The 17,816-nt window shown below is 64.7% G+C and carries 15 protein-coding genes; 4 read left to right on the forward strand and 11 right to left on the reverse strand.

Annotated features, from left to right (window positions below):
- The first annotated feature begins 17 nt into the window (after nt 1–17).
- Nucleotides 18–476, forward strand: a complete 459-nt coding sequence (locus ACO06F_RS15910) for an acyl-CoA thioesterase (protein WP_421693722.1) — start codon at nt 18–20, stop codon at nt 474–476.
- 2 nt (nt 477–478) lie between these two features.
- On the opposite strand, the gene ACO06F_RS15915 is transcribed toward ACO06F_RS15910, so the two are convergent.
- The 5 genes from ACO06F_RS15915 to ACO06F_RS15935 are packed head-to-tail and all read right to left on the reverse strand — an operon-like array spanning nt 479 to nt 5,596.
- A complete protein-coding gene (locus ACO06F_RS15915) occupies nt 479–886 on the reverse strand; it encodes a RidA family protein (RefSeq protein WP_421693723.1) in 408 nt (135 codons plus the stop codon).
- A 20-nt stretch (nt 887–906) separates the two neighbouring features.
- Entirely contained in the window at nt 907–2,046 is a 1,140-nt protein-coding gene (locus ACO06F_RS15920; RefSeq protein ID WP_421693724.1) for an acyl-CoA dehydrogenase family protein, read from the reverse strand.
- A 3-nt stretch (nt 2,047–2,049) separates the two neighbouring features.
- Complete coding sequence (locus tag ACO06F_RS15925) at nt 2,050–2,862, reverse strand: enoyl-CoA hydratase family protein (RefSeq protein WP_421693725.1); 813 nt, start codon at nt 2,860–2,862, stop codon at nt 2,050–2,052.
- Complete coding sequence (locus ACO06F_RS15930) at nt 2,859–3,314, reverse strand: MarR family winged helix-turn-helix transcriptional regulator (protein WP_421693726.1); 456 nt, start codon at nt 3,312–3,314, stop codon at nt 2,859–2,861. The genes ACO06F_RS15925 and ACO06F_RS15930 overlap by 4 nt, the downstream gene beginning before the upstream one ends.
- The gene (locus tag ACO06F_RS15935) at nt 3,311–5,596 is read right to left on the reverse strand and encodes a bifunctional salicylyl-CoA 5-hydroxylase/oxidoreductase (RefSeq protein ID WP_421693727.1); all 2,286 of its coding nucleotides are present in this window, start codon (nt 5,594–5,596) and stop codon (nt 3,311–3,313) included. The genes ACO06F_RS15930 and ACO06F_RS15935 overlap by 4 nt, the downstream gene beginning before the upstream one ends.
- A gap of 69 nt (nt 5,597–5,665) precedes the next feature.
- Here ACO06F_RS15935 and ACO06F_RS15940 point away from each other — a divergent pair, with 69 nt between their 5' ends.
- The 3 genes from ACO06F_RS15940 to pcaF are packed head-to-tail and all read left to right on the forward strand — an operon-like array spanning nt 5,666 to nt 8,794.
- Complete coding sequence (locus ACO06F_RS15940) at nt 5,666–6,460, forward strand: enoyl-CoA hydratase-related protein (RefSeq protein WP_421693728.1); 795 nt, start codon at nt 5,666–5,668, stop codon at nt 6,458–6,460.
- Nucleotides 6,457–7,590 carry a 3-hydroxyacyl-CoA dehydrogenase NAD-binding domain-containing protein gene (locus ACO06F_RS15945; RefSeq protein WP_421693729.1) on the forward strand — a complete coding sequence of 378 codons (1,134 nt, stop codon included), beginning with the start codon at nt 6,457–6,459 and terminating at the stop codon, nt 7,588–7,590. Before ACO06F_RS15940 ends, ACO06F_RS15945 begins: the two co-directional genes overlap by 4 nt.
- 4 nt (nt 7,591–7,594) lie before the next feature.
- Entirely contained in the window at nt 7,595–8,794 is a 1,200-nt protein-coding gene (gene pcaF / locus ACO06F_RS15950) for a 3-oxoadipyl-CoA thiolase (RefSeq protein ID WP_421693730.1), read from the forward strand.
- A gap of 9 nt (nt 8,795–8,803) precedes the next feature.
- Here the strand turns inward: pcaF and ACO06F_RS15955 are convergent, their stop codons facing one another.
- Genes ACO06F_RS15955 through ACO06F_RS15980 form a run of 6 tightly spaced genes read right to left on the reverse strand, consistent with a single transcriptional unit; the run spans nt 8,804 to nt 17,769 of the window.
- Nucleotides 8,804–11,839, reverse strand: coding sequence for an aminotransferase class III-fold pyridoxal phosphate-dependent enzyme (locus tag ACO06F_RS15955; RefSeq protein WP_421693731.1), 3,036 nt, complete (start codon nt 11,837–11,839; stop codon nt 8,804–8,806).
- 25 nt (nt 11,840–11,864) lie between these two features.
- Nucleotides 11,865–13,166, reverse strand: a complete 1,302-nt coding sequence (locus tag ACO06F_RS15960) for an aspartate aminotransferase family protein (RefSeq protein ID WP_421693732.1) — start codon at nt 13,164–13,166, stop codon at nt 11,865–11,867.
- Complete coding sequence (locus tag ACO06F_RS15965; RefSeq protein WP_421693733.1) at nt 13,166–14,053, reverse strand: branched-chain amino acid ABC transporter permease; 888 nt, start codon at nt 14,051–14,053, stop codon at nt 13,166–13,168. Before ACO06F_RS15965 ends, ACO06F_RS15960 begins: the two co-directional genes overlap by 1 nt.
- 4 nt (nt 14,054–14,057) lie before the next feature.
- Nucleotides 14,058–14,759: an ABC transporter ATP-binding protein gene (locus tag ACO06F_RS15970; RefSeq protein WP_421693734.1), complete on the reverse strand. Its 702-nt coding sequence runs from the start codon at nt 14,757–14,759 to the stop codon at nt 14,058–14,060.
- Nucleotides 14,760–14,792: 33 nt separating this feature from the next.
- Nucleotides 14,793–15,950, reverse strand: a complete 1,158-nt coding sequence (locus ACO06F_RS15975) for an ABC transporter substrate-binding protein (protein WP_421693735.1) — start codon at nt 15,948–15,950, stop codon at nt 14,793–14,795.
- Between the two features lie 22 nt (nt 15,951–15,972).
- Complete coding sequence (locus tag ACO06F_RS15980; RefSeq protein ID WP_421693736.1) at nt 15,973–17,769, reverse strand: ATP-binding cassette domain-containing protein; 1,797 nt, start codon at nt 17,767–17,769, stop codon at nt 15,973–15,975.
- Nucleotides 17,770–17,816 lie beyond the last annotated feature (47 nt).

A 17,816-nucleotide genomic window follows, 5' to 3' on the forward strand; every position in this document is an offset into this window, starting at 1 on the left:
TACGTTCGGGAACCACCATGGCCGTCAGCTTCACCACAGACCGCATGCTGCGCTTCGGCGACTGCGACATTTCCGGCACAGCCTATTATCCGTCCTATCTCAACCTGCTCAATGGCGTGGTGGAGGAGTTCTGGTCCTGGATCGGCTATCCCTGGCACGAGATCATCTGGAAGGAACGCTGGGGCACGCCGACGGTACATCTGAGCTGCAATTTCTCCAAGCCATCCTTCTTCGGCGACAAGCTGACGTTCCGGATGACGGTAACGAAAGTCGGCCGCTCCTCGGTGACGCTCGACCACCAGATTTACTGCGGCGATGAATTGCGCTGGACGGTAACGCAGGTGCTGGCCGCAAGCTGGCTCGACAAGCATACATCAATGACCTGGCCGGATGAGGTCCGCGCCAAATTGCTGAGCTTCCTTCCCGCCGAACCTGACAGCAATCCGCACCAGCCGGTGAAGTCACCCACGGCTTGAGTTCACGCGAGGGGCACCACGGCGGTTGCCTCGATCTCCACGCGGGCACGGTCCTCCACGAGGGCCGTAACCTGCAAGAGCGCCATTGCCGGATAGTGTTTTCCGATGATCTGCCGGTAGATGCGCCCCAGTTCCTTGAGCCTTGAGAGATAGTCTTGCTTGTCCGTCACATACCAGGTGAGACGCACGATATGCTCGGGGCCGGCACCCCCTTCCGCCAGCACGGCCACGATGTTGCGCAGCGTCTGGGCGACCTGGTCGACGAAATCATCGGACTCGAACTGCTGGTCGGCATTCCACCCGATGAGCCCGCCGCAGAAGATCATGCGGCCCGAGGCGGCAACGCCATTGGCATAGCCTTGGGCGGGCTTCCATCCGCGAGGGTGAAGAAACTGATGCGGCGATTCCATGTTGTCTGTTTCCTTGGCCGTCATGTGCCGAGCATGGCGCGTGCGATGATGATGCGCTGCACGTCGCTCGCACCTTCATAGATTCGCAAGGCCCTGATCTCGCGGTAGAGGTGCTCAACCGTTCTGCCATGGCGCACGCCGTCGCCCCCGTGCAACTGCACCGCCATGTCAATCACGCGCTGGGCGGCTTCGGTTGCGAAGAGCTTTGCCATGGAGGCTTCCCGGGTGATGCGCGGCTGCCCCATGTCCTTGGTCCATGCCGCGCGGTAGACGAGAAGGGCCGCGGCATCGATCTCGAGCGCCATGTCTGCGATGTGGCCTTGCACCATCTGGAGTTCGGCCAGCGGCGCACCGCCAATTTTGCGGGATCTGACGCGCGCCAGCGTTTCATCGAGCGCGCGGCGGGCGAAGCCCAGAGCTGCGGCACCGACGGTTGAGCGGAACACGTCCAGCACGGACATGGCGATCTTGAAGCCGTCCCCCGGCTTGCCGATGAGCGCGTGTTCCGGAACCGCGACTCCGGTGAAGCGCAGAAGCGCCAGTGGATGCGGCGCCAGCACGTCAATCCGCTCCACCACCTCCAGCCCCGGTGAGTTCGCTTCAACCAGAAAGGCGGACAATCCTTTGGCGCCGGGCGCTTCACCGGTGCGCGCGAAGACGACATAGATGTCCGCAATGCCGCCATTGGAAATATAGGTCTTCTCGCCATCGAGCACGAAGCCGCCAGCCACGCGGGTAGCGGTCATCTTCGCTGCTGCGGCGTCTGACCCTGCTTCCGGCTCGGTGATGGCAAAGCCGGCAATCGCCTCGCCGCGCCTGGTGCGTGCCAGCCACTGCTTCTGCGATGGCGTGCCGAACAGTGTGACTGCACCCATGCCCAGCCCCTGCATCGCGAAAGCGAATTCCGCAAGCCCGTCATGCTGGGCGATCGTCTCCCGGATGAGGCAGAGACTGCGCACATCCAGCGTCTGGCCATCCTCAGCGCCTGTATATTGCAGCCAGCCGGCCTTTCCCAGCTTTGCCACATGAGACTTGCAGGCTTCATCCGGATTGGCGTGGGACTGGCCGAGATTGGCGCGGCACCAGTCATCAAGTTCCGCCTGAAGAATCCGGTGGCGGTCTTCGAAGAAGGGCCAGTTCAGATAAGTTGAATCCGCCATCGCTCAGTTTCCCTCAAACACGGGCTTTTCCTTCGCCACGAAGGCGCGGTAGGCGCGCTCGAAGTCCTTCGTCTTCATGCAGATGGCCTGTGCCTGTGCTTCGGCTTCGATCGCCTGTTCGAGCCCCATGTTCCATTCCTGGTTCAGCTGAGTCTTGGTCATGCCATGCGCAAAGGTTGGACCATCAGCCAAGCGGCGGGCCAGCGCCAGCGCCTCGGGTTCGAGCAAGGGCTGTTCATGCAGCGCGTTCCAGAAGCCCCAGCGCTCGCCTTCCGCCGCCGTCATCACGCGGCCCGTATAGAGAAGCTCCGCCGCGCGGCCCTGGCCGATGATGCGCGGCAGGATCGCGCAGGCCCCCATGTCACAGCCCGCAAGCCCGACGCGGGTGAAGAGAAAGGCGGCCTTCGCCCCAGGCGTTGCAAGCCGCAGGTCGGAGGCCATGGCGATGATGGCGCCCGCCCCCACGCACACGCCATCGACAGCGGAGATGATGGGCTTGCCGCAGGAGACCATGGCCTTCACAAGATCGCCCGTCATGCGGGTGAAGGCGAGAAGCGCCTTCATCTCCAGGCCGATCAGCGGTCCGATAATGTCATGCACATCGCCGCCCGAGCAAAAATTTCCGCCATTTGACGCGAAGACCACGACATCCACATCTTCCGCGAAAGCCAAGTTGCGGAACGTTTCGCGAAGTTCGGCATAGCTTTCGAAGGTGAGCGGGTTCTTCCGCTCCGGCCGATTGAGGCGGAGGATGGCGATGCGGTCCTTTACCTCCCACAGGAAGTGCTGCGGTTTCAACCCTGCCAGCGATGTCATGCCTTGTCTCCTTTGCCGAGGCGTTTCAGCACCTGTGCGAGCGTTTCGAGATCGGCGTCCGAGAGGTTTTCGAACATCGCATTCACCTCGCGCTCATGCTCGGTAGCGAGCGTTTCGAACTGGCGGAGGCCTTCCGGTGTCAGGGCCACGAACACTGTGCGGCGGTCCTGCTCGGAGGGTACGCGGCGGACGAGGCCGTCCCGCTCGAGGCGGTCCACCACGGCGGTTGCATTGCCATTGGAAACGAGCAGCAGCCGGCTTAGCTCTGACATGGTGGTGCCGTCGCGGCGGCGGTAAAGTGCGGCCAACACATCGAAGCGGGGCAGAGTCGTTCCATGCTTCACCCGCAGGAATTCGCGCAGGCCGCTTTCAGCCGCGCGGGTGACGCCCAGGAGCCTGATCCAGGTTTTGAGGCGGCGCTTCGACAGGGGATCGGGGACTGCAGTGTTCATGCGCGGATCGCTTCCACGGACCTGGCGCGAAGACGATAGGCCTGGTCCCGGCCGCGGAGATATGGCTGTGGCCATTCGACCTTCTCGTCACCCATCGCCACGGCGGCATGAAGCGTCCAGTATGGATCGGCCAGATGGGGCCGGCCCAGGCACACGAGATCGGCGCGGCCCGCAAGAAGGATCGAATTCACGTGATCGGGCTCGGTGATGTTACCCACCGCCATGGTCGCAATCCCTGCCTCATTGCGAATGCGGTCGCTGAAGGGCGTCTGGAACATGCGGCCATAGATGGGCTTCGCCTCAGCTGATGTCTGCCCGGCAGAGACATCGATGATGTCGGCACCTGCTGTTGCAAAGAGCCTTGCAATCTCGACCGCCTCTTCCGGTGTCACCCCGTCAGGCCCCAGCCAGTCCGTGGCCGAGATGCGCGCCGAGAGGGGCTTCTCCCCGCCCCAGGCCTGGCGCATGGCGCGGAGTACCTCCAGCGGATAGCGCATGCGGTTGGCGAGGCTGCCGCCATACGCATCGCTGCGCCCGTTGGAGAGCGGTGAGATGAAACTTGACAGGAGATAGCCATGCGCCGCGTGGAGTTCGATCATGTCGAAGCCGGCGCGGCCTGCCATCTCCGTTGCGGCCACGAATTGCGCTGTGACGGCATCCATGTCCGCGCGCGTCATCTCGCGGGGGGCTGGATGTCTGGGTGACCAGGGCAGGGGCGAAGGTGCGATCGTCTGCCAGCCGCCTTGTGCGAGCGGCATGTCATCATCCGCCCAGGGCACCTGTACCGAGGCCTTGCGCCCGGCATGGCCGATCTGGCAGCAGATTTTCGCCGCAGTTTCCGCATGAACGAAATCGACAAGGCGCTTCCACTGCGCTTCATGTTGGGGTGCGTAGAGTCCAGGGCAGCCGGGGGTGATGCGGCCTTCAGGCGAGATGCAGGTCATCTCGGTGAAGACAAGTCCGGCGCCGCCCTTGGCGCGCTCGGCGTAATGCACGAAATGCCAGTCCGTGGGGCAGCCATCCACGGCCTTGTATTGCGCCATAGGTGAGACGGCGATGCGGTTCTGAAGCGCCATGCCGCGCAGTCGGAAGGGCGCGAACATGGGGGCGCGGCCCTTCTCTCCGCCGGATTGCAGCTGGAACCAGTCTTCGGCGGCCCTCAGCCAGGCAGGATCGCGCAGGCGCAGATTCTCATGCGAGATGCGCTGGCTGCGGGTGAGCAGCGAATAGGCGAATTGCAGGGGCGGCAGGTCCAGGTAGCGCTCCACCTGCTCGAACCATTCGAGGCTGTTTCGCGCGGCCGATTGCAGGCGCAGCACTTCCACGCGGCGCTCATCCTGATAGCGCTGGAAGGCGCGCGGAAGGGTGGGCTCGGAGTGAAGATAATCGGCGAGCGAGATGGCGCTGTCAAAGGCGAGGCGCGAGCCGGAGCCGATCGAGAAATGACCCGTGGCCGCAGCATCGCCCATCAGCACGATGTTGTTGTGGTACCAGCGCTCGCAGATCACGCGGGGGAACTGCATCCACACGGCGGAGCCGCGCAGATGCGCGGCGTTGGACATCAGCGCGTGACCGCCCAGATGCGCGGCGAAGATCTTTTCGCAGGCAGTAACGGTCTCTTCCTTCGACATTGCCTCGAAGCCCCAGCGCGCCCAGGTCTCCGGCAGGCATTCGACGATGAAGGTCGCAGTCCCGGAATCGAACTGGTAGACATGCGCCCAGACCCAGCCATGCTCGGTCTTCTCGAAAATGAAGGTGAAGGCGTCATCGAATTTCTGGTGCGTGCCGAGCCAGATGAACTTGCACAGGCGCAGGTCAATATCGGGCTTGAATACATCCGCGTGCGCGCTGCGGACCACGGAATTGATCCCGTCGCAGCCCACCACGATGTCATAGTGCTTCGCGTAGGCTTCAGCCGATTTGAACTCGGTCTGGAACTGGAGTTCCACGCCGAGCTCTCGGGCGCGCTGCTGCAGCAACACGAGCATCTGCTTCCGGCCGATGCCGGCGAAGCCATGGCCACCTGAGACGATGCGCTCGCCGCCATGCACCACGGCAATGTCATCCCAATAGGCAAAATGGCTGCGGATCGCCTCCGTGCTCTTGGGGTCGTTCTTCTGCATGCGGGAGAGCGCGTCATCGGAGAGGACCACGCCCCAGCCGAACGTGTCATTGGCGCGGTTCCGCTCCAGCACCGTCACCTCATGGGATGGGTCGCGGAGCTTCATCGAGATCGCGAAATAGAGGCCGGCGGGCCCACCTCCCAGACACAGCACCTTCATGCGCAGTCCTCCTCGACGCCCAAAAGCTCGCATGAGGCTGCAGGTATTTCAAGTTCAAAATTTTTGAACTTGAAATTCATTGGGGAGGCGCGGCATCATGCGGGGATGGACGAGTTGCTCATCGACGCCCGGCAGGGCTGGGTGCGGTTGACCCTCAACCGCCCGGCCCAGCGCAACGCCCTCAACACCGCGCTGCTGAAGGCGCTTGCCGAGGCGCTGACGGCATTGGCAGGGGATGCGCAGTGCCGCGCCGCGCTGATCTGCGGGGCGGAGCAGAATTTCGCGGCAGGCGCTGACATTGGCGAGATCGAGACCAAGAGCCGGGCTGATGGCCTGGCGGACCCGCGCAAGAGCTATTGGGCGGCGATCCGGAACTTTCCGAAGCCCCTCATCGCCGCAGTTGACGGTTTTGCTTTGGGCGGCGGCTTCGAACTGGCGCTGATGGCCGATCTGATCGTTGCCGGTGAAACCGCGCGCTTCGGCCTGCCTGAAACCAACCTCGGCCTCATTCCCGGCGCGGGCGGGGCGCAGCGGCTGCTGGCCCTCGCAGGGCGCGCGCGCGCCAGCCGCATGGTGCTGACGGGCGAAATCATCGATGCCGCCACGGCCGCGGCCTGGGGCATTGCCGCCTGGCAGGCTGATGGCCCGGCCTTGCCGGCGGCGGAAAAACTGGCCGAAAGGCTGGCGCTGCGCGCGCCGCTCGCGCTTGCCGCGGCCAAGCGCGCCCTCATCGAAGGCGATGAGGGATCGCGCGCCTTCGCCACCGAGCGCGCCCTGTTCGAGGACCTGCTCGACAGTGCTGACAAGGCGGAAGGCATTGCCGCCTTCCGCGCCAAGCGGCGGGCGGAGTTCACGGGGACATGACGGAAAGGCCGGTGATTGCGGTTCTCGGCCTCGGCACCATGGGGCTTGGCATTGCGCAGCTTTATGCCCAGGCGGGGCACAAGGTGATCGCCACCGATGCAAAGGCCGCAGTGCGTGCCGGTGCCAGGGAGAAGATGAACGACGTGCTGGGCCGCCGTGTGATCGCAGGCAAGCTTTCCGATGCCGATCGCGCGGCCGCACTCGCCAATCTCGTGGTTGTTGATGACGTTTCGGACATCAGGGATGCGGCACTGGTGATCGAGGCCGTGATCGAGGATCTCGCGGTGAAGCAGGCGCTGCTTTCCGCCGCCGAGTGCCATGTGCAGCGGGAGGCTGTGCTGGCAAGCAATACGTCATCCCTCTCCGTGGCCGCAATCATGTCAGGCCTCAGCCGGCCGGAGCGGGGGCTGGGGCTTCACTTCTTCAATCCGCCGCCCGTGATGAAGCTCGTGGAGATGGTGGTGCCCGAGGGGGCTTCACCGGAGGCGGTTCTGCTGGCGCGCAATATCACGGAAGGCGCTGGCAAGACGGTGATTGCCTGCAAGGACCAGCCGGGCTTCATCGTCAACCGCTGTGCACGGCCCTTCTATGGCGAGGCACTGGCCATGCTGGAGGAGGGGCGGACCGCGCCGGACATCGATGCCGCGATGATCGCCGCCGGCTACCGCATGGGACCCTTCAGCCTGATCGACCTCATCGGCGCCGACGTCAATCTCGCCGCTACGCGCGGCCTGTCGGAGGCCATGGGCGGGCACCCGCGCTATCATGTGTTCGAGAGCCTGGCCGCGCAGGTTCAGTCCGGCAGGCTTGGCCGCAAATCGGGCCGGGGGTTCATCTTCCCGTCGGTGCCGGGCCCCAGCCCTGCCGATGCCGCGCAGATTGGCTTACGGATTGAGGCGGCGCTTGCCAACGAAGCGGGCTTCCTCGCAGCTGACAGCGGTCTTGCCCCTGCTGACATCGACATGGCGCTGAAGCTGGGCCTCAATTTTCCGCGCGGGCCCTTCGAAGCAGCACGCAGCCAGGGACTGGCACGCGTGCGGGCAACGCTTGCGGCCCTGGAAGCGGCGGCTCCGGCCCATCTCAAGGGCCGCTATGCGTTGAGCCCGATGCTGGCTGCGGGAGGGGATTGAACATATGCACGCCTTCATCTGTGACTATGTCCGCACACCCATCGGCCGCTACGGTGGCACGCTCGCCACGGTCAGGACCGATGATCTGGCGGCCATTCCATTGAAGGCGCTGATCGCCAGGCACAAGGACCTCGACTGGGCGGCGGTCGATGAGGTGATGCTGGGCTGCGCCAACCAGGCAGGCGAAGACAACCGCAATGTGGCGCGCATGGCGGTGCTGCTGTCAGGACTGCCAGCTTCCATACCGGCCGTGACTCTGAACCGCCTCTGCGGATCGGGCATGGATGCCGTCGTCAGCGCCGCACGCGCCGTGATGGCGGGGGAGATCGAGCTTGCCATTGCTGGTGGTGTGGAGAGCATGTCGCGCGCGCCCCTGGTGATGCCGAAGGCGGCGGAGGCCTTCTCGCGCCATGCGGAGATTCATGACACGACCATCGGATGGCGCTTCGTCAACCCGCTGATGCGGGAGCAGTATGGCATCGAGTCCATGCCGGAAACGGCGGAGAACGTGGCGGCCGAACAGGGGGTCTCGCGCGCCGATCAGGATGGCTTCGCATTCCGCTCTCAAGCGAAGGCCGCGGCGGCGCAGGCGAACGGCCGGCTGGCGCGCGAGATTACCCCGGTGACCATCCTCACCCGCAAGGGCGAGCCCATCGTGGTCGACAAGGATGAGCACCCCCGCGTGACAAGCCTCGATGCGCTGGCGAAACTCCCCGCGCCGTTCCGTGCCGGTGGCTCGGTCACGGCGGGCAACTCATCCGGCATCAATGATGGGTCGGCAGCACTCATCATCGCTTCCGAGGCAGCTGTGCAGAGGCATGGCCTCACGCCACGCGCCCGGGTGCTCGGGGCCGCCAGCGCCGGGGTCGCACCGCGGGTGATGGGCATGGGCCCCGTTCCCGCCACGCAGAAACTATGCGCCAGGCTTGGCCTTGCCGCCGCGGACTTCGAGATCGTGGAATTGAATGAAGCCTTCGCCTCACAGAGCCTCGCGGTGCTGCGCGCGCTGGGGCTGGCTGACGATGCGGCCCACGTCAATCCCAATGGGGGCGCCATCGCACTTGGCCATCCGCTCGGCATGTCGGGCGCGCGGATCACCGGCACGGCGGCGCTAGAGCTTCATCTCACCGGCGCCCGGCTGGCGCTCGCCAGCATGTGCGTGGGCGTCGGGCAGGGGATCAGCCTGGCGCTTGCCGCCGTCTGAAGCCAGCACTCAGAGCGCGTTCAGCGCGGCATCGAGTGCTTCCACCATGATATCCGCTTCGGGAATGCCGAAGGCCATCGGGGGCTTGATCTTCAGCACATTGTCAAACGGGCCATCGGTCGAGATCAGCACGCCGTGATCGCGCATGTGGTTGGCGATGAAGCCTGCTTCCTCCGTTGCCGGCGCAAGGCTGTTCCGGTCCTCCACGAGTTCGACGCCGAGGAACAGGCCCTGGCCTCGCACATCGCCGATGATGGAATGGCGCTCCGCCAGGGACGTCAACCGCGCCAGCAGGTGATCACCGGTGACGCGCGCCTTCTCCTGCAGGCCTTCGCCTTCGAGCACGTCAAGCACCGCCATGCCCACGGCAGCGGAGACGGGGTTGCCGCCGAAGGATGAGAAGAATTCCATGCCATTGGCAAAAGCCCTGGCGATCTCGGGCGTGGTGATGACGGCCGCCATGGGGTGGCCGTTGCCGATGGGCTTGCCCAGCGTCACGATATCGGGAACGATTCCCTGAGGCCCATGCGCCCACATATGCTGGCCCACACGGCCGAAGCCCGTCTGCACTTCGTCCACGATGACGAGGCCTCCGGCCTTGCGCACATGCGAGGCGGCGGTGCGGAGATAGGCTTCGGGAAAGAACACCTGGCCACCGCAGCCCGAAATTGCTTCCGCGATGAAGGCCGCGGGGCCCTCACCCGTCTTGCCGCGGATCGTCTCGATCTGCTCAGCGACGGATGCCGCATAGGCGATCCCGGTGTTTTCGCCCTTGCCCTTGAAGCGGCCGCGATAGGGGTCCGCCAGTTCCGCGATCTCCACATAGTCCGGCTTGCCGCGCCCGCCCTTGCGGTTGAACTTATAGGGGCTCACATCGATCAGGCCCGTGGTGTTGCCGTGGTAGCCCCAATCGAGCGTGATGGTGTTGCGCCGCCCGGTCACGGTGCGCGCGATGCGCAGGGCCAGTTCATTTGCCTCGGACCCCGAACACACGAAATAGACAACCGATAGGGGCTTCGGAAAATAGGTTCCGAGCCGGTCGGCATAATCGAGGATCGTGTCATGCAGATAGCGCGTGTTGGTGTTCAGCACGGCGGCCTGGGCCGCGAGCGCTTCCACCACATGCGGGTGGCTGTGCCCGACATGGCAAATGTTGTTCACCCCATCGAGGAAGGCGCGGCCGGTGTGATCGTAGAGATAAGCGCCCTTGCCGCGCACGATCTTGAGCTTGCGCCTATAGCTGATGGAGAGAGACGGCCCCAGCACCTCCGCCCGGCGCTTCAGGAGAATGTCCGGCGGTGTCTTGTCTTCAGCGAAGCTTTCGGGCGCCAGCCTCAGGATCAGGTTGGGGTCGGGCGAAATCGCCCGCCATACCGGCCACAGTGATGGCTGGCCCACACCTGGAAACTCGCCCGTAAGGCCCAGCCTGTCGGTGATGATCTGGAAATGGAGATGCGGCGCCCAGCCGCCATTCGCGTCATGGCTGCCGATCCAGCCGATCTGCTGGCCGGCGGCGATCTCTTGGCCTGCCGTCACCAGCGCCAGCGTCTCCCGCGAGAGATGGCCGTAGAGCGTCCAGAACAGCGGGCCATCTGCGCCCGCCCGATGCTCGAGGATCACCGTCGGGCCATAGTCGAAGGGCAATGCGTTATCGACGACGCTCAGGACGCGCCCGGCAAGCGGGGCTAACACTGGCGTGCCCGCGGCGATGAAGATGTCTAGACCCAGATGCTGTGACCGCCATTCGGGCGAGGCGGCTGTCCTGAACTGCTCGCCCTTGTAGACATCGCGGTCTTCCCCATAGAGGCCGATCGCGAAGCGCGCGTCCTCTGCCGCGAAGCGCTGCTCAAGCCAGGCCCAATAGGCCTGTGGATCCGCCGCATGTTCCATGCCCGGAGCATTCTGCTGGAGGGAGAGAAGAAGCCTGCCACTGGCGTTGAGATCGATGGCGAAGAGTGGTGCCGGGCGGCAGCCGGCAGAGGAGAGCCAGTTCGTCACAGTGGCGCTGGTCTCCACCGGCGCCAGACCCGCCGCATGCCGCGCGAATGCCGCGAGGAAGGCAGGGTTGGTCTTGTCGAGCCGTTCCAGCAGACGGAAGGCGGGCCCCTGCGAAATCAGGAGATAGTCATTGTCGGGAAAATCCTTGGCGCGGTGCGAGGAGATGCACACGCTCATCGCAAGGCGCGCGGCGATGAGATCGAACAGCAGCTCCGCCTCTTCGGCCTCCAGCGGAAACTGCTTCGCATAGGCAGCGATCAGAGGTGCGGATGCTGCGTAGACATCCTCCACATCGAGCAAGGCATAGGCGAGGGTTACGGCCAGCTCATTCACCTGGCGGCCAAAGGTTATGTCGCCGAAGTCGATGAGGCCTGTCACTTGCGATGTGGCGGGCTCGACCACGATGTTGTTGTCATTGGCATCCTGGTGGATGACGGCGCCGCGCAGCAGGGATACGTGCTTCAGCACGCGCGCCTCATAGCGCGCGAAGATGCGCGCCACCAGCTCGCGCCGCTCGGCCACGATGTCCGCCATCCAGGGCTCGACCGCCATTGCGTCATCGAGGTTCCACAGAAAGCCCGGCCGGAACGCTGCCGGGTGGCCAAAGCCCTTGAGGGCATGGGAAAGCCGTCCCATGAACTGCCCGAGGCTTTCAAGCAGCGCAGGTGATGCTGGCGCCGCTGAAAAGAGCTCCCCCGGCAGGTAGGAGAGGAGGCGCACTGCATGCTCGCTTCCAGGCCCCACCCATGTGCAGAGTTCCGCACCGCTGGTGGAGGGGATGAGCCGCTGCACACCGAGCGCGGGATCCGCCTGTGCAACATGTTTCAGCGCGGCGTTCTGGAGGCTGAGGAAGTTTCGGTCCTCCACCGCATTGGCGATTTTCAGGACGAAGCGGCCGTCCGGGCCATCAACCAGGAAGTTCTGGTCCCTCTCGCTCACCAGTTCCCGCAAACTGCCGTCAATGCCATAGTCGCGCTTCAGCAGAGCCTGTGCTTCAGCTGCGGTGAAGGCGGGCTTGGGGGAATCGAATACGGAGATCTGGTTCAAGGCACGGTTCCTTTGGAGGGATGGGCTACCAGCCCGCAAAATCCCGAATGGCATCATCGCTCACCAGGCCTTGTTCCACATCGGCAATCGCCCTGTCGAGAATGGCGATTGCGTCTGATGCCTGGGCTTCAGTGAGGATGAGCGGTGGGGTGAGCTCGAGCACGTTGGAGTTGATGCCGACGTAATAGAGTACGAGGCCCAGCTCCCAGGCGCGGAACACGGTTTTGGCCGCGCGCCTCCCGGCTGGATCTTCAGTCAGGAGCTCGATGCCGATTGCCAGCCCGCGGCCGCGCACGTCTCCCACCATGCGATGGCGGGACTTCAAGGCCGTGAGGCCGTCCAGCAAGAAGCGGCCAACGGTACTGGCATTGCCGGCCAATTTCTCGTCTTCAATCGTCTTGAGCACTGCCGTTGCAGCAGCAACGGAGACGGGGTTGCCGTGCAGCGTCTGCATGGCGAAGGCGGTTGCGTGGTTCATGATGGCGCGGGGACCCACGAGCGCCGAAATCGCCATGCCGCCGCCCAGCCCCTTGCCGAGGCAGACGAAATCCGGCGTGAAGCCTTCATGGCGGAAGCAGTGCATGAGGCCGGTGCGGGCGAGCCCCACCTTCACCTCATCCGACACGATCAGAATGCCGTGAGCCCGGCACATCTCCACCAGGCGCTTCAGGAAGCCCGGCGGCGGAACGATGAAGCCGCCATCCGACTGGATCGGCTCGATGAACAGCGCCCCCACCTCCTGCGGTGGCAGGGTGGTTTCGAATTGCTGTGCGAGACCCGCCAGCACCGCCTCGCCATCCTCGCCATGATAGGGGTTGGGATAGGAGATCAGCGTCAGGCCTTCGGCACGCGCCGCGTGGGACTGGACGGCATGGCCCGATATCGCCATGGAGCCCGCCGTGCCGCCATGATAGGCGCCGCGGAAGGCGATGACGCGCCTCCGCCCCGTTGCCGCGGCAATGGCGCGGAAGGCCGTCTCATTGGCATCAGACCCCGAATGGCCGAACCAGACGCAATGATCGGGGAGTTCCGGCAGGGTGACGAGGATCGCCTCCGCCAATTCCACGGCACCGCGATGCGTGGCGGAGAGAATGCTGGCACCTGCCGGAGCGCTCACTGCATGGCAGACGGCCTCCACAATTGCCGGGTGTCCATAGCCCAGGCTTGCTGCACCCCAGGCGGCGGAGAGGTCCAGGAGTCTGCGGCCCTCGTCATCCACCACATAAGCGCCCGCGCCGCTTTCGAGTGCCAGCGGAAAGAAGCGCAGCTTCTGCAACCCGGCGATGGCACTGGCGTCCCGCGCGTAGAGGGAGTTTGCCCCCGCCATCAGCTGCGCCTTGCCACGGGCGCGGGGATCAATCCGTCCGGACGCCAGATCAGGATAAGGATCACAAAGCCCAGCACGAAGGCATCGCGGAAGGGCAGTGCGGCATCGGGCAGGAAGGCCTGGAACAGCACCTCCAAAATGCCGAGCGCAAAGCCCCCGGCTACGGCTCCGGTGAGCGAGCCCAGGCCCCCGATAACGGCGGCCACGAAGGCCTTCAGCACCGGCACGAAGCCCATCAGTGGGTCGACCGATCCGCGCTGCGCGATCCACAGCACGGCGGCAACACCTGCGAGCGCGCCCGATACGGCGAAGGCAACCGCGATCACCCGGTTCGCCTTGATGCCCATGAGGCGCAGCACCTGGAAATCCTCGGCCGCGGCGCGCATGGCTTTCCCCAGCGTGGTGCGGTTGAGAAAGAGCGTCAGCACCGTCAAAGACAACGCCGTCATGACGATGGACAGCAGCGGAACGATGCCGACATGGAGCACCCCGAAGTCCACGACGCCCGCAAAGCCCGAGGGCAGGGGCACGGGCTTGGGCCTGGCCGAGATCACGTTCTGGAACAGCACGCGGAGAATGGCGGAGACGGCAAAGCTCGTCAGCAGCAGCCCCGTCACATCCGCCTTGCGCATGGGGCGAAAGGCGAAGCGCTCCGTCAGCAGGGCGGCAATCACCGCAAACAGCACCGCGCAGGCCACCGCAAAGGGAAAAGGCAGCGACACGGAGGCCGCGAAGAACATGCCATAGCCCGCAACCGTCATCAGCTCGCCATGGGCAAAGTTGATGAGCGAGACGATGGAAAAGACGACGGCAAGCCCCAGCGCCAGCAGCGCATAGATGCCCCCTAAGCTCACGGCATTGACGATCTGCTGCAGAAACACGTCCATGTTGCTACTCCGCGAGATAGGCTTGCTTGACGAGATCACTCCGCGCCAGTTCTGGGCCTGTTCCTTCGAGCACGATCTGCCCGGTTTGCAGAACATAGCCGTGATCGGCAATTTCAAGCGCGCGCTCGGCATTCTGCTCGACCAGGAGAATGGTGAGGCCCTTCTGCTTGAGCCCGGCGATGAGGTCGAAGACCTTGTCCACGATCAAAGGGGCCAGGCCCAGAGATGGCTCATCCAGCAGAAGCAGGCGCGGCCCCGCCATCAGCGAGCGGGCAATGGCGAGCATCTGCTGCTCGCCCCCTGAGAGAAGCCCCGCCTTCTGGTGAAAGCGTTCGCGCAGGATGGGGAAGCGGTCGAGTTCCGCCTCGGTGCGGCGTTTCAGTTCATCGCCCTTGGCATGGGCCGCGCCGCCCAGATGCAGATTGTCGGCCACCGACAGAGACGGGAAAACGCGCCGGCCTTCCGGCGTCAGCGCGATGCCCAGCTTCACGATGTCCTCTGCCGGCTGGCCGGACAGCGTCCGGCCCTCGAATGCGATGGCGCCGGAAGAGGGAATGAGCCCGGCTATCGCATTGAGAGTCGAGCTCTTGCCCGCGCCATTGGCACCCAGCAGCACCACGATGGCGCCCTGTGGCACGGAGAGGCTGATGCCTTTGATGGCCGCCACCTCTCCATACCTCACCTTCAGGTTCTGAACCTCAAGCATCGGGCGTCCTTCGCGTCATCGCCTGCATGCGCCTCAGGGCTTCGGCACATCCGCCGGATCGGGCATGGCGGTGAGCACGAGCTTGCGCTTGCCGCCCTCGATCTCGACCAGCGTGATGTCCCGAATGGGCATGCGGTTGGTGCCGGCATAGGTGACCTTGCCGGTCAGCACTTCGACGTCCTTGAGATTGGCAAGTGCATCGCGCAGGGCCGGTCCATCCACCGAACCCGCGGCCGTCACTGCGGCATCGAGGATATAGGGAATCTCATAGCCGGTTGCGACATAGACGGTTTCAGGCGCCGCACCCGTGGCGGCCTTGAACTTGTCGTAGAAGGCGGCGAGCTTCGAGCCTTCCGTGGGGAAGCCCGCGGTCGTGTGCACGATGCCGTTGGCGATGTCGCCGAGGCCCGTCGTCGTCGGGCTGTCGATGCCATCAGACCCCAGCACCGGGGCGGTGACGCCGGCACCGCGCAGCTGCTGCAGGAAGGCGGGGAAATCGGGCTCGTAGGCGGCGGTCATGATCACGTCCGGCTGCGGGTTCAGCGCCTTGATCTTGGTGACCTCGGCGGCAAAGTCTTGCTGGCCCATGGTGTAGCTGCCTTCGCCCACCAAGGTGCCGCCCTTCTTCTTGAACACTTCGGCGAAATATTCAGGCAGCCGCAGCGTATAGGCGCTGTCGGGCGATTTCAGAACATATGCGGTCTTGTATCCCTTCTGCATGGCGAAATCGGCAAGCAGCGTCGCCTGGCCGTTGTCGGCCGGATAGGTGCCGAACATATAATCGCCCACGGCTTCGGTGATGGTGGGCGTCGTGCCGCAGAAGGTGAGAGTGGGGATCTGGGCCGGCTGGCTGATCTGGCCTGCCGCAATCGAGGGATCTGCGTCGCAAGGCGTGATCAGGACCTTCACGCCTGCGGCCACCAGCTCCTGCGCGGCCTGCACCGTCGTCGCCGTATCGGTGCGGGTGTCCTTGATATCGAGCGTTACCTTGTATTTGCCACCAAGACCTCCTTTGGCATTGATCTCGTCGACAGCCATCTTGAAGCCCGCAAGCGAGGGCTGGTCAGCGTAAGCAAGGCCGCCCGTCTGGGCAGTGGCGAGGCCGATGACGATGTCTTCAGCCTGTGCGGCCGAAGCAAAGCCGGAGAGGGTCATGACCCCTGCGAGCATGGCGAAACGGAAAGTATTCATAGGCGCTTCCTCCTTGTTTCTGTCAGTGTGCCGTTCGTCTGGTTCCGATATAGGCCTCGATCACCTTGGGGTCGCTGCGGATCTGTTGCGGCGTGCCCTCGGCGATCTTCTGGCCCTTGTTCAGCACCACCATGCGGTCAGAGAGCCGCATGATGAGCCGCATGTCGTGCTCCACCACCAAAAGCCCGATCTCGTGCTCGGCGCGGATGGTGGCGAGAACCTGGATCAGCGCGTCGGTCTCCGCCGGGTTCATGCCCGCGGCAGGCTCGTCGAGCAGCAGGAATTTGGGTGCGAGCGCCAAGGCGCGGGCAATCTCGAGCCGCCGCCGGTCACCATAGGCAAAGGAGCCGGCGAGGTCTTCGGCGCGCTCGCCGAGGCCCAGGCGCGTGAGCTCCGCCAGCGCGATCTGGCGCGCCTTTGCCGCATCATGGCCCTTTGAGAGTGCCGCCACGGCGACGTTCTCCAGCGCCGTCATCCGGTCAAAAAGGCGGATGTTCTGGAAGGTGCGGCCGAGGCCAGCGACCGCCACGTGGTGCGGCGCTTCACCCGTCATCGTTTCGCCACCGATCACGATCTGGCCCGAGCTGGGCCTCGTCTGACCGCAGATGATGTTGATGAGCGTGGTCTTGCCCGCGCCATTGGGGCCGATCAGGCCCGTCACCTGGCGGGGCGGCACCGCGAAGCTGATGTCATCGAGCGCCACAAGCCCGCCAAACCGCATGGTGATGGATCTGACCTCGAGGGCGGCGGCGGTGCCCGAGATGTGAGGTGTGGCCAGGGCGGCAGCTTCCGCTTTGCGGCGTGGCCAGTCGGGGCCGATCTCGGTCAGCCCCATCAGCCCGAGCGGCCGGCGCCAGATGGTCAGCAGCAATGCCAGCCCCATGCCAAGCTGCGGCAGGCCGAAGACGCCGGGCAGATGAAAGAATCCGAGGTTCACGCCCGTTTCCGCCTGGCGCAGGATCTGGACAACGCCCGCAAGGAGGATGGTGCCGGCAACAGCACCACTCACCGTCAGCATGCCGCCCACGATCAGCATGGCAATCAGCGTGAAGATCAGGTCGAAATAGAAATCCTTGGGCGAGAACGCCCCGAGGAAACTGCCATAGAGCGCGCCGATCAGCACACTCATGGTGATGCTCAGGGCCCAGCCCTGGTGCCGGGACAGGCGCACGTTGACGCCGGACGCTGCTGCGGCCACTTCATTTTCCCGCGCGGCGCGCAGCCTGAGGCCCAGCGGCGTCTCGCGCAGGATGCGCGCAATCAGGATGAAGGCAGCAGCGGCGGCGAAGGCCACATAGACCGTGGTCAGGCGCGGCACGCCATAGAACGTCTGGCTGCCGCGGGTGAAGTCCCTTGCGCCTATGAGCGTCACATGGATGATGATGAGAAAGGCTAGCGTGCCGATCGCCGCAGAGCCGGTCGAGAGCCTTGCCAGCGGGAACCCTGAGAGAATGCCGAGGACCACGCCCACCGCGACCACCACAAGGAGCGCTGCAGCGAGCGACAGCTGATGGCCCTGGAGCCACTGCGGCAGGTTGGGGAGGGCCGAAGCCTGGATCGCCTTCGGCATGGTGAGCACGCCGAAGACATAGGCGCCAACGCCCATGAAGGCGGAGTGGCCGAAGGAGACGATGCCTGAGTTTCCGCTGAAGGTCGCCAGCGCCAGCACCGCCGCGATCTGCAGCAGAACGAGGGTTGCGATGTTGAGGCCCGTGTTGCCGAAGGCCCAGGACACGGCAAGCGCCAGCCCGCCGACGGCTGCGATCAGCAGCAGGGCGCTGGTCCAGGCGCGTGGTGGAACTCCGGTCCAGGGGAGCATCGATTGTCCTTGGTCTGTGCGAGCCGGAGCCTAACACGCTGCTCTCA

The organism is Aestuariivirga sp., from assembly GCF_965227715.1.
In the GTDB taxonomy this organism is placed as follows: Bacteria; Pseudomonadota; Alphaproteobacteria; order Rhizobiales; family Aestuariivirgaceae; genus Aestuariivirga.

Bases quoted from the DNA above. Each gene is read 5' to 3' on its own strand.
- ACO06F_RS15910 (WP_421693722.1), top strand. From the start codon at position 18: ATGGCCGTCAGCTTCACCACAGACCGCATGCTGCGCTTCGGCGACTGC.
- ACO06F_RS15915 (WP_421693723.1), bottom strand. From the start codon at position 886: ATGGAATCGCCGCATCAGTTTCTTCACCCTCGCGGATGGAAGCCCGCC.
- ACO06F_RS15920 (WP_421693724.1), bottom strand. From the start codon at position 2,046: ATGGCGGATTCAACTTATCTGAACTGGCCCTTCTTCGAAGACCGCCAC.
- ACO06F_RS15925 (WP_421693725.1), bottom strand. From the start codon at position 2,862: ATGACATCGCTGGCAGGGTTGAAACCGCAGCACTTCCTGTGGGAGGTA.
- ACO06F_RS15930 (WP_421693726.1), bottom strand. From the start codon at position 3,314: ATGAACACTGCAGTCCCCGATCCCCTGTCGAAGCGCCGCCTCAAAACC.
- ACO06F_RS15935 (WP_421693727.1), bottom strand. From the start codon at position 5,596: ATGAAGGTGCTGTGTCTGGGAGGTGGGCCCGCCGGCCTCTATTTCGCG.
- ACO06F_RS15945 (WP_421693729.1), top strand. From the start codon at position 6,457: ATGACGGAAAGGCCGGTGATTGCGGTTCTCGGCCTCGGCACCATGGGG.
- pcaF (WP_421693730.1), top strand. From the start codon at position 7,595: ATGCACGCCTTCATCTGTGACTATGTCCGCACACCCATCGGCCGCTAC.
- ACO06F_RS15960 (WP_421693732.1), bottom strand. From the start codon at position 13,166: ATGGCGGGGGCAAACTCCCTCTACGCGCGGGACGCCAGTGCCATCGCC.
- ACO06F_RS15965 (WP_421693733.1), bottom strand. From the start codon at position 14,053: ATGGACGTGTTTCTGCAGCAGATCGTCAATGCCGTGAGCTTAGGGGGC.
- ACO06F_RS15970 (WP_421693734.1), bottom strand. From the start codon at position 14,759: ATGCTTGAGGTTCAGAACCTGAAGGTGAGGTATGGAGAGGTGGCGGCC.
- ACO06F_RS15975 (WP_421693735.1), bottom strand. From the start codon at position 15,950: ATGAATACTTTCCGTTTCGCCATGCTCGCAGGGGTCATGACCCTCTCC.
- ACO06F_RS15980 (WP_421693736.1), bottom strand. From the start codon at position 17,769: ATGCTCCCCTGGACCGGAGTTCCACCACGCGCCTGGACCAGCGCCCTG.